Consider the following 11,316-nt stretch of genomic DNA (forward strand, 5'->3'; position numbering starts at 1 on the left):
AATTATACAATTTGACTCATTGATTTTATTAATGAGTTTAAGTTTTAATGCTGTTTTTAAGTTTATTTCTAGAAGGATATAAGTTATGATTAAGTCTTGATAGACTAACAATAAAATTATATTATATTTTCTGCCAGAAACCACCCTCATTCTTTATTGCTTCTTATTGAGAATGTATCTGAATCAATTTTCCTATCTAAAATTTGTTTTTTTATAGATAAATGTATTCTTTTACTCATTTTTCATCAATTTACCTCCGTAATCACCGTTTGTGACAGTCAAGGGTGCGGAATGTGGGGTCTAATCAAATGGATCTTGTTTGTTGAATGGGTATATTTTTAATCAAATCATCAACTGGGAGAAAAGGGGCAATAAAAAAGGTTTGGTTGTCAACCAAACCTTGACTTAAATCCAGTGCATAACAACATCCCGAATTAATTTAACCTATATGATTTATTTTCAGCATCTTCCTATAGTATGTATGCAAATTTCATAAAACCTGATAAGAAATCATTTATTATGCCAAAATGGCGAATGGTCATTAGTCATTGGTAATTGGTAATTGGTAATTGGTAATTGGTAATTGGTAATTGGTAATTGGTAATTGGTAATTGGTAATTGGTAATTGGTAATTGGAAAATTACTTCTGTCCCCTGTCCCCTGTCACCTGTCCCCTGTCCCCTGTCCCCTGTTCCCTGTTCCCTGTTCCCTATTTCTGAGATAAATCTAATAAATTTGCTAACTTATAAACTGTTCGCGCCCCGACATTACCATCCCATTCAGCATCACCAACTTCACAAACATCAAAACCAATAATTTTTCTACCACTATTTACCAGTTCGCGGAATAGACAATAAACTTGTTCTAATTCCAGTCCGCCAGGGACAGGAGTACCTGTGTTGGGGCAAAGTTTAGGGTCTAAACCATCAATGTCGAAGCTAATATAAACTTTTTCTGGTAAATGATTGATAATTTCTCGACATAAATACAACCAAGTCTTACCAGAATATAGTTGTTGTTTAATTGCTGAATCATAATAACCAATAATGCGATTATTTGATTGATTAATTATTTGTACTTCATCATGACAAATATCTCGTACACCTACTTGGACTAATTTAGAAATTTGCGGTATTTTTATGGCATTAAACATAATAGACGCATGAGAAAACTCAAATTCCTCATAGGCATTACGTAGGTCTGCATGGGCATCAATATGTAAAATACCCCAGTCATCATATTGATTAGCTAAAGCTTGAAAGTAGCCTAATGGCGAACTGTGATCACCACCAATAACAGCAACTCGTTTACCTTGATTTATTGCTGCTTGTGCTTGGGTAAATAACCAATGATTTACCTGTTCCCCTGCTTTGTTAATTGCCTCTAGAATAGGAGTTAAATCCGGTGAGTCTGTTAGGGATTTACCTTGGGCTTGACGTTCAATAATTATGGCTGCTTGTTGACGATAATAGTTATTTTTTTCAATCATTTCCTGGGGAATTTCTACCATAAATATTCCCTGTTTCCAACCATCAGGATGATCAAAATCAAATAAATCTATTTGCAGTGAAGCATCTAAAATTTGCTGTGGACCGTTGGCCGTTCCGGCACGATAGGAAACCGTGACTTCCCAAGGTATGGGGAAGATAATTAAGTTGGCTGAATCGTAATTAAATGGTAATCCCATGAAGTTGCCATTTTTTTCGGCTACGTTGTTGGGATTGTAGTTTTCAATGGAGTCGTTCATATTGAAAATTAGTGCTGGTTAGGGATTGATATTTAGATTTTATCAATATTTTCTTAATCTTTGCTGATTTTAATTACCATTAATTTTGGTGATATCCAATAGGAAAAAATCCATAAATTATAATTAAGAACGACGGGCATTTAAACAACACCATTCTTTTCTTTTCCAGAGAGTAGCTACAATCCAACCATTTTGTTCTAAAGCATCAGCAACGGATTTAGATTGTTCTAGTAAAATACCACTGAATATACCCCAAGTGCTAGGTTTGGTAATGGCGGTCATTTCTGGGAGTAATTCGATAATTACATCTGCTAAAATATTGCAAACAATCCCGTCTACAGGTTGATCAATGATTTTTCGGACTATGTCTACACTACCCTCAAGAGGGATTAAAGAATCTGGACGAATCTCATTCAGAGTGCGATTACTAAAAGTAGATTTTACGGCTAAAGGATCGTTATCAACGGCATAGACTTTACCCGCACCTAATAATATTGCCCCAACGCCTAGAATACCTGAACCACAACCAATATCGGCGATAATTAAAGGTTTTCTTGGTTCTTCTGTGTCTAGGAAGGATTGGGGGATTTCACTGAAGCGCATTTCTAGGGATTCTAAACATAGTTGAGTGGTGGCATGATTACCTGTACCAAAGGCTACGCCTGGATCAAGACGAATTACCAATCGGTCTAGGGATTCAGGTAGAGGTAACCAAGCAGGGTTAATGAGAAAGCGATCGCCTATTTCTTCAGGTTGCCAATGTTGTTTCCAGCTACTAGACCAGTCTTCTTCGTCAATTAAGCCCCAATGCACCACGGGTGCGGTGAGTCCTACACACAGGGCATCTTGACGCAGCCATAGCGATAAAGCAGCCAAATCTAGCAGTTGTACTTTAAAGGTGGGTAAATAAGCCTTAACAAAAGAGACATTGCCCTTAATTTCTACTGCTGTACCACGACAGCCAAAGTTTTCTAACCGCCAAAATATAGTTTCTTCTAAATCTAGTTCAGATAAAATATTTAATTCCCACCAGGTATTTGCCATAGAATTTTAGATTGGTGATTGGTGATTGGTGATTGGTGATTGGTGATTGGTGATTGGGGAAAACAAACTATGATTTTTATGACTAGGATAATTAAGATAATCCTTCTAATCATCCTAATCAAATAAATCACAAAAATCATAGTTAAAGATGATTTTTCTAATTCTCAAATTATTTAATCATCTTCATCAAATAAATCCCAAAAATCACAGTTAAAGTGTGACTGTATAAGCGTCTCGAATACCTTCCACTTTTTTAATTTCTGCTAAAATGCCATCGGGTAAAGGATCATCAATGCTGAGAGCCATAACAGCATCACCACGAACGATTTTCCGACCTACCTGCATACTGGCAATATTGACATTAAAGCTACCCAGTAGAGAACCGAGTTTACCAATAATACCGGGCATATCACGGTGTCGAGTAAACAGCATATATTTGCTGGGGGGAACGTTAATGGGGAAACCGTCAACATCCGTTAAGTGGATTTCCTTATCACCCAACAAAGCACCTGTAACAGAATGTGTACCTAGAGTTCCTGTGGCTTGAAGATGCAACGAACCAGCATAATCCCGTGCCGAAGCGTCCCTGGTTTCAATAACTCTAATTCCTCGTTCTTTAGCTTCTATGGTGGCGTTGACATAATTTACCCGTTCCCGCAGGGCTTGGTAAAGAAGTCCTTTCAGGGCAGCTATTACCAAGGGTTGACTTTTATTAGTTGCCAGTTCTCCTTGCAGTGTAACATTAAGTGTCTCAACTCTACCGCCGGTGAGTTGACCAACTAAGTTCCCCAAGGTTTCCGCTAATTCCATGTAAGGCTTGAGTTCTTCTAGGATATCAGGACTAAGTCCCGGAATATTCACCGCGGAACGGGCGGATAGTCCTAATAACACATCCCGAATTTGTTCAGCCACATCTATGGCTACGTTAACTTGGGCTTCAGCAGTGGAAGCACCGAGGTGAGGTGTAAGAATAACATCTTTACCTAAGCGTAGCAATTCCGATTCACCTAATGGTTCGGAATCGAACACATCTAATGCAGCCCCGGCAATTACACCATCTCTGATTGCCACTGCTAAAGCCGCTTCATCAATAATGCCACCACGAGCGCAGTTAATAATCCTGGTAGTGGGTTTCATTAACGCCAAAGTTTTAGCGTTGATTAAGTTGGCAGTTTCTGTGGTTTTGGGAATGTGTAAGGTGATATAGTCGGCTTGCTGGAATAGCAAATTTAAGTCTACCAGTTGACAACCCAGTTGTTCGGCTCTTTCTGTGGAGATAAATGGATCATAGGCGAGGAGTTTCATGCCCATAGCCTTAGCGACACTGGCAACATGAGAACCAATTTTTCCTAACCCGACAACGCCGAGGGTTTTTTTGTATACTTCCGAACCAACATAACTTTTACGATCCCATTCACCACGTTTTACTGAAGCATTAGCATCAGGAATATGACGAGATAAGGACAACATCATGGCTAAGGCGTGTTCGGCTGCGGCAATGGTATTACCTTCTGGGGAATTGACGACAATAATCCCTTTGCGGGTAGCTGCGGGGACATCAACGTTATCCACACCCACGCCAGCACGGCCAATAATTTTTAATTTTGTACCGGCTTCTATAATTTCTTGAGTAACGCGAGTTCCAGAACGGATCATCAGCGCGTCATACTCGCCAATGATGGCTTTGAGTTCATCTGGTTTGAGGCTGGTTTTGACATCAACTGTAGCTACTTGGGAAAGAATATCAATACCAACTTGATCAATGGGGTCGGAGACAAGAACCTTAGACATAATTACTTGATTTTGGTTGACAGGTTTTGCTTTGCAAGACTTTTTAGTTTAATCTTTATCTGTGGCACTTGGGGAAATTTTATCGAAATCGGTTTTGATAGGGGACTTAAACATAGATCCCCGACTTCTCTAAGAAGTCGGGGATCTGAATATTTGAACTACTTACAAGTTACCAAATTTTACTAAATTTTCTCTTCTCCACACCACATCTCTTTTCCTGTTTGTCTTGACTTCCAAAACTCTAATTCCCATTTTTGGTAGTTGTTTTAAGTTATCTTGCAATTCTTCCCAAGAACTAATTAACTGATGTTGCACCTTGTAAGTCGCGCATAAATGAGAGAAATCAATATTTTGAGGAGTAGCAAAAAACTCTTCAAAAGGCGGATTGAATTTAGCAATGGGTAACATTTCAAAAATTCCTCCACCGTTGTTATTAATTAAGATAATTGTTAGATGGCCAATAAATTTATTGCTAATCAAGAAACCATTGGTGTCATGCAATAAAGATAAATCTCCCGTTAACATCACACTACTTTGCTGATGATGTGCTATTCCTAAAGCAGTGGAAAGTGTACCATCAATGCCATTTGCACCCCGATTAAAATAGGGTTTAATTCTTAAATTATTGGGTTTCCAGAAAAATTCCACATCTCGCACTGGCATACTATTAGCAATGAATATGGGTGTTTCCGGTGGCAAGATTTGGGAAATTAACCAAGCAATTTTACTCTCGATTAATTCATCTACATTTTCCAAATCATCATCAATATTTTTCCTGATTTGCTTTTCTGCTGTAGACCATTTTTGTAAATATTCACTTTTTCCTAAATTTGCAATTTCCAACTTACCAATTTCTGTAACTGAAATTCTTAAATGGGTGGTTTTTCCATGTAAAGGGTCTAAATTTTGATCACAATTATCAATTATCAAACGTTGAGGATTAGTAGTAATTAACCAATTACGTAATTCTTTACTTGTGGGCATTTCGCCAATTTGGATAACTATTTCTGGAGTTAATTCTTGGGCAAGGTTTTGATTTCTGAGAATAATATCGTAGGTGGAAATTAAATAGGGATTTAAATCTGCGTAATTTCTAACCGGGGAAAGTCCTTCAGCTAAAACAGGCCATTGGAGAGTTTGACAAAGGTTGGCGATCGCTCTACAATACTCCTCCGGGGCTTGTGGTTGGGCTACACCAGCGATAATAATGCCTTTTTGGTAATTGGTAATTGGTAATTGGTAATTGGTAATTGGTAATGGGGTGGAAACTATTCCCGCAAAGAAATCTTCCACATCTAAGGTAAAATCTGTACCATCAGGAATGGGCGCGAGAGGGTCACGAAAAGGTATATTTAAATGTACTGCGCCAGAATTGGGAAATTGACAACGTTCCCAAGCGTGAATTACCGTTTGCCGGAGATAATCTAACATTCCCACATCTAGAGAAGGTGTAGCTAATTCCCCTTGCCAATTGGGATAATTACCATATAATTTCACTTGGTCAATAGTTTGTCCAGAATGACAATTCCGTAATTCTGCTGGTCTATCGGTAGTTAATATTAACAAAGGTACGCGACTTTCCCTAGCTTCAATTACCGCTGGATAAAAATTTGCCCCCGCAGTTCCAGAAGTACAAACTAATACTACAGGTTTTCCCGTTGCCTTGGCTTGTCCCAACGCAAAAAAAGCCGCTGAACGTTCATCTAAAATGGGAATAGCTTCAATATCTGGTATTTGTTGCACAAAAGCCACCGTTAATGGTGTAGAACGAGAACCAGGACAGATAACAGCGCAATTTAAACCCAAGCGTTTGAGGGTTTCTGTTAATACATAAGACCAAAGAAGATTAAGATTATTAAAAGTAAGTTGCATTGATTAGAGATTATGGACTGTATTCATTTAACAGGAATTCGTGGCTATGGTTATACCGGATTTTTACCAGAAGAACAAGCATTAGGACAATGGTTTGAGGTAGATGTTAAATTATGGTTGGATCTTTCTAAACCCGCTAAAACAGATAATATTGAAGATACTATAGATTATCGGCAGATAATTAGCTTAGTGCAAAATTTGCTAAAAACCTCAAAGTTTGCATTGGTGGAAAGATTAGCTGGGGCGATCGCTGATGGTATTTTAGAGGATCAGGAGGGGATTAATCAAGTACAAGTTATTCTCAGTAAACCCGCTGCACCTATTCCTGATTTTAGCGGCAAAATTAGTATTGAATTGACTAGAAGTAAACCCCAGTAGCAAGAGTCACGCAGAAAGATTTGGTTTATTACAAATGTATCAATTAGGGAGTGTTGGACTTTAGCAGAGGATGAGTTGAAATATCGGTATGATCGGTTAATGGGTAGCGCGATTTTGACGTAAAATAACTGAGTAAAATCTTAGTTAACGGGAATGGCGATCACTTTTACAGACAGGGAAATGCAAAGAGCATGGCGTGAAAATTCTTCTGCCTATCATAATCATAATAGAGTCCGAACTAATGCCCACCGCTTATTATTATTTTATGCCGTTGAATGTGGCTTAAAAGCAGTTTTGATGAAGCGAAAGAACGTAAGTCGTACTGATTTATGTCCAGAAATATTAAAATATGGACATGATATAAATGATATAAATGAGTTGTTAGAGGGTTTATACCCTGGTAATAATTCATTGCAAATGTGGAAACTACCAGAACAGTTATTTATTCAAGATATTCAGGATAATTCTCATGTTAAGATAAAACAAGAACGACAATTAACGCCTGATAACATTAACCAGATTTGGCGCTATGGAGGGAAGTTCATCTTAAAAAAAGATGAGAGTGAGAATAAACGGGAAAAAATAACAGACAAAGACATAGAAGAAAAATTGTTAAACATTGTTGAATTGATTAAAAAAGAACTTCAAGGACTATGAAAGATTTTAAATTACTGACTTGGCTTGATATTAGAAGAATTTTTCGACGCAAAACTAACTATGGGACTAATTTACCAGAGAACATAGTAAGTATTAGGTGTTTTTCTGATGCTGTAGAAATAAATATTTCTGATGAAAATTTTATAAATAAAGTCAATGACGTATTAAAAGAATGGTTTGGAGATTGGTACGATGAAGAGGAATCTGTTATTCGATTTGATATTGGTGATGCTACATTACCCGTAGAATTTATCTCAGAAGAAGAACCTTATATAACAGATATTGAGATACGTCCTTTTTGGGAAGAAATTGCTTATTTAGAAAGTGATTCAGAGACAGAACCTGCTGTCAAAAAAATAGTTAAGCTCCCAGAAGCATATACAGAAAAACCTAGTTTAATAGCGTTCTATTCTTTTAAAGGTGGTGTAGGAAGAACATTAAATTTAACAGCCCATCTTTTTGCTTTGTTAGATAGAGCTAAAGAGTTAAATAAGTCTATAAATGTGTTAGTTATTGATGCTGATTTGGAAGCACCAGGTCTTACCTATTGGAATGCGTTGGCAAAACAACAACCATCCGTTTCTTTTATTAATTTTTTAGAAGTTTACCATTATTCACCAATTGATAGAGAAGAAGCACTTGCTTTATTTGCTAACGAAGTAAAAAAATCAGTGAAACATGAAGGAAATTCACAAATTTATTTTTTACCTGCATTTCTAAAAGAAAATGAATTATTAGATATACCTATTTTACCTGAACATTTAGTCAGAGGTATAGATGGAACATGGGAATATGGTAATGCTATTCATCATTTAGGTGAAATTTTAGGTGTAGATTATGTTTTTATAGATTTGAGAGCAGGTTTAAGTGAAATATCTAGTCCCATAATTTTTGACCCCAGAATCCAGCGTTTTCTTGTAACAACAATCAATGATCAATCTATTCAGGGTACAAGTTTGGTTTTAAAACAAATTGGCAAAGTTGCACCATTAGAAGCAGAAGTTAAAGATAAAGAATACTATGATCCATCAATAGTAATCAGTATGTTAAAAGAAGAATTTAAAAAATTACCAGCATTTGATACTGCCTTAGTAGAACTAATATCTGCTTATGTACAATCACAAGAAGATAAGTTAGATGAGCCAAGATTGGAAATAAAAGAAGCTTATTTTGTAGAGGAATTACTTTATGTAAATGACTGGGAAGATGCACGCTCTAAATTAAATAGAACTTCAATTTCAGTCATGGGAATTGCTATAGAGTGGGCAAAACAACAGTTACCAAATCCAAAAAATCAAGAATCAATCTCAGATAATACACCGGAAAACAATTTACAGCAATCTGTTCAAAGACTTAGAGATTTGTGCCGGAGATATGAGAACGCTGAACAAGGACAAGGAGAAGATTTGCTGATAACAGAACCTTTGCGGAACTTAGTTACTAACTTTAGAGATAAATTACCTCATATAGTATCAATTGGAGCTAAAGGGGCTGGAAAGACTTTTAATTATATACAGTTATCACGGTTTAAATATTGGGAAAATTTTCTGAATTATATTGATCATACAAATAATCAAACTGAGTCAAAAACCCATATATTTCCTTTACTTGAGTCTAGTAATGTTCAGGATAATGCAAAAATTGTTATCAAAAAAGCTAGAAATGAGGTTAGAGAAGCTTTGGGTAATAATAGTTCTGAATTTAAACCTTTAGAGTATGCTACTAGGGTTAAAAATGCAGTTAAATACGAAGACTGGAATGAACCAAAATGGACGGAATTCTGGGTTGGTGAAATTGGCAGAGCTATAGGTATTAATCCAAATATAGATACTCCTAATACACTTGGTAAAATAAATCAATATTTAAAAGATAAAGCATTAAAAATTATCTTTTTGTTTGATGGATTAGAAGATATATTTAAGGAGATCGGTTCTAGTAATCAAGAGAAGATTGCTTTAAGAGCTTTAATTGATGATTTACCAAAGGAATTATCAGAAATTAGGCAATCTCATCTTGGTGTAATAATTTTCTTACGTCGTGATTTTATCAGATATACAATTACTCAAAATTCAAGCCAGTTTGAAAGCCTTTACCGTGCTTATGATTTATATTGGAATCAAGATTCTTTCTTGAGATTAGTTTATTGGATTTGTAGCGAATCTAAAGTAATAGCTGCAAAAAAAGATAGTATTTACAGTCTAACTAAAGAAAATATCATAGATGAATTAGAGCAACTATGGGGTAAAACACTGGGAACAGATAAGGCTAAAGAAGCCTACACAGCTTCTTGGGTATTTGCAGCTTTAACAGATTTTAAAGGCAGACTTCAAGCCAGAGATATTGTCCGTTTTTTGTATAATGCAGCTGATATTACAGTAAATAGAGCTAAAGAAGTACAATTTGAAAAATGGTCTACAAGCCGACTTTTACCTCCTCCAGCAATTCGTCGCGCTCTGAAACCATGTAGTGAAGAAAAAGTAAGAGAAGCTAAAGAAGAATATCCAGCTTTCAAAACATGGGTAGAAGATACACTTCCTAAATATCCTGCGACTCAAAAGATAATTCCTTTTGATGTAGAAGAGTTTGCTATGGGTCAAAAAACAGTAATATTATTAGAAGACATGGGAGTGATTTATGAAGATAAACAAAAAGATGAAATAAAGCGATTTTATATGCCTGAGATTTTCCGAGAAGGTTTAGGTTTTTCAGGTAAAGGTGCGCGACCTAAAATAGTAGCGTTGAAGCGTCGGGTACTAGGAAAAGGAATTTTGTAATTATCTTTTTTTGAATTTCGCAAATCTTCAATTTATCTTAACTCAACTGATTCCGAAACTTACTCACACTAATACTCAACAACACCACAGCAAAACCAAGTAATGCTAAAACATGAATCCACAGCACATCTAAACCAACTCCTTTAAGTAAAATACCCCGCACAATGGTGATGTAATGACGAAGAGGATTTAATAAAGATAAAACTTGGAAAAAAGGAGGCATAGCTTCAATCGGAGAAATTGCCCCAGATGTCTGCACCATTGGTAAATTAATAAAGAAAGATGTGAGTAATACTTGTTGTTGAGAACGGCAAACAGTCGCTAACATAATTCCTAAACTAATTCCCACAAATACATACATACTTGATAAAGAAATAAATAGCAAAAAACTCCCCCGAAATGGCAAATTAAATACCACAATTCCCATAATAACAAAGAGGTAATAAACCCCACCAGAGAAATGATTTGTACCGCTGAATTTTGGTTATTGCTACGGACTCCAACAAGTAAACCAAACATTACACTATCTATCAAAAATATTAAAGTTCCCAGTAATAAAGTGATAGGTTTATTAACAACGCTTAATTTAAAAATAATTCCCCCTAATCCTATCACAACTAATGCTTCAGTTATGGCAATTAATAGATAAGCAGCAATTCTCATTTTGAGAAAAATAAAGTATTAGCCCCGATTTTGGAATTCAAAATATAGTACAAAGTAACTATTTTTTAGCCATTGCCTCTGGCTAAAAAAACAGCAATTCTCATTTTGAGAAAAATAAAGTATTAGCCCCGATTTTGGAATTCAAAATATAGTACAAAGTAACTATTTTTTAGCCATTGCCTCTGGCTAAAAAAACAGTCGGGTTGAAAAATAAGTATGAATACTCAATAAACTAGAGAGATTGCTTGACAACGAATGGGGAAAATCCAGTTTATCGTTCGGGTTTTAGAATAGGGAATCCAAGGGAAATAAAAATTTATAATTGTTGTCAGATGATGTAAAATCGGTGAGTTAAAAATCTGATAGTGCATCAAATTACTCAAACATGAC

The 11,316-nt window shown here is 36.0% G+C and carries 9 protein-coding genes; 3 read left to right on the top strand and 6 right to left on the bottom strand.

Annotated elements, in window-relative coordinates; genetic code table 11:
- Positions 1-709: 709 nt before the first annotated feature.
- From AN486_RS24410 to menD, 4 genes are all read right to left on the bottom strand, one after another.
- Positions 710-1,747: an agmatinase family protein gene (locus tag AN486_RS24410; RefSeq protein WP_168636580.1), complete on the bottom strand. Its 1,038-nt coding sequence runs from the start codon at positions 1,745-1,747 to the stop codon at positions 710-712.
- 123 nt (positions 1,748-1,870) lie between these two features.
- A complete protein-coding gene (prmA, locus tag AN486_RS24415) occupies positions 1,871-2,791 on the bottom strand; it encodes a 50S ribosomal protein L11 methyltransferase (protein WP_053540066.1) in 921 nt (306 codons plus the stop codon).
- 210 nt (positions 2,792-3,001) lie between these two features.
- Positions 3,002-4,582 (bottom strand): phosphoglycerate dehydrogenase, encoded by a 1,581-nt coding sequence (gene serA / locus AN486_RS24420; protein WP_039201298.1) that lies wholly within the window; start codon positions 4,580-4,582, stop codon positions 3,002-3,004.
- Between the two features lie 162 nt (positions 4,583-4,744).
- Positions 4,745-6,454: a 2-succinyl-5-enolpyruvyl-6-hydroxy-3-cyclohexene-1-carboxylic-acid synthase gene (gene menD, locus AN486_RS24425; protein WP_290602842.1), complete on the bottom strand. Its 1,710-nt coding sequence runs from the start codon at positions 6,452-6,454 to the stop codon at positions 4,745-4,747.
- Between the two features lie 12 nt (positions 6,455-6,466).
- On the opposite strand from menD, the gene folB reads away from it, so the two are divergent.
- From folB to AN486_RS24440, 3 genes are all read left to right on the top strand, one after another.
- The gene (gene folB, locus AN486_RS24430; protein ID WP_053540068.1) at positions 6,467-6,832 is read left to right on the top strand and encodes a dihydroneopterin aldolase; all 366 of its coding nucleotides are present in this window, start codon (positions 6,467-6,469) and stop codon (positions 6,830-6,832) included.
- A 153-nt stretch (positions 6,833-6,985) separates the two neighbouring features.
- Positions 6,986-7,489 carry a hypothetical protein gene (locus tag AN486_RS24435; RefSeq protein ID WP_290602844.1) on the top strand — a complete coding sequence of 168 codons (504 nt, stop codon included), beginning with the start codon at positions 6,986-6,988 and terminating at the stop codon, positions 7,487-7,489.
- The gene (locus tag AN486_RS24440) at positions 7,486-10,263 is read left to right on the top strand and encodes a ParA family protein (RefSeq protein ID WP_053540070.1); all 2,778 of its coding nucleotides are present in this window, start codon (positions 7,486-7,488) and stop codon (positions 10,261-10,263) included. Before AN486_RS24435 ends, AN486_RS24440 begins: the two co-directional genes overlap by 4 nt.
- Positions 10,264-10,300: 37 nt before the next feature.
- Here the strand turns inward: AN486_RS24440 and AN486_RS24445 are convergent, their stop codons facing one another.
- Both AN486_RS24445 and AN486_RS24450 read right to left on the bottom strand, forming a co-directional pair.
- Positions 10,301-10,648: an ABC transporter permease gene (locus AN486_RS24445; protein WP_290602845.1), complete on the bottom strand. Its 348-nt coding sequence runs from the start codon at positions 10,646-10,648 to the stop codon at positions 10,301-10,303.
- On the bottom strand, positions 10,597-10,926 hold the full coding sequence (locus tag AN486_RS24450) for a hypothetical protein (protein WP_290602846.1): 330 nt from the start codon (positions 10,924-10,926) through the stop codon (positions 10,597-10,599). Before AN486_RS24450 ends, AN486_RS24445 begins: the two co-directional genes overlap by 52 nt.
- Between the last annotated feature and the right edge of the window lie 390 nt (positions 10,927-11,316).

Source organism: Anabaena sp. AL93 (genome assembly GCF_001672085.1).
Taxonomy (GTDB): domain Bacteria; phylum Cyanobacteriota; class Cyanobacteriia; order Cyanobacteriales; family Nostocaceae; genus Dolichospermum; species Dolichospermum heterosporum.

What these genes read in the sequence shown, in the direction of transcription:
- AN486_RS24410 (WP_168636580.1), bottom strand. Translation starts at nt 1,747, where the DNA reads ATGAACGACTCCATTGAAAACTACAATCCCAACAACGTAGCCGAAAAA.
- prmA (WP_053540066.1), bottom strand. Translation starts at nt 2,791, where the DNA reads ATGGCAAATACCTGGTGGGAATTAAATATTTTATCTGAACTAGATTTA.
- serA (WP_039201298.1), bottom strand. Translation starts at nt 4,582, where the DNA reads ATGTCTAAGGTTCTTGTCTCCGACCCCATTGATCAAGTTGGTATTGAT.
- menD (WP_290602842.1), bottom strand. Translation starts at nt 6,454, where the DNA reads ATGCAACTTACTTTTAATAATCTTAATCTTCTTTGGTCTTATGTATTA.
- folB (WP_053540068.1), top strand. Translation starts at nt 6,467, where the DNA reads ATGGACTGTATTCATTTAACAGGAATTCGTGGCTATGGTTATACCGGA.
- AN486_RS24435 (WP_290602844.1), top strand. Translation starts at nt 6,986, where the DNA reads ATGGCGATCACTTTTACAGACAGGGAAATGCAAAGAGCATGGCGTGAA.
- AN486_RS24440 (WP_053540070.1), top strand. Translation starts at nt 7,486, where the DNA reads ATGAAAGATTTTAAATTACTGACTTGGCTTGATATTAGAAGAATTTTT.
- AN486_RS24450 (WP_290602846.1), bottom strand. Translation starts at nt 10,926, where the DNA reads ATGAGAATTGCTGCTTATCTATTAATTGCCATAACTGAAGCATTAGTT.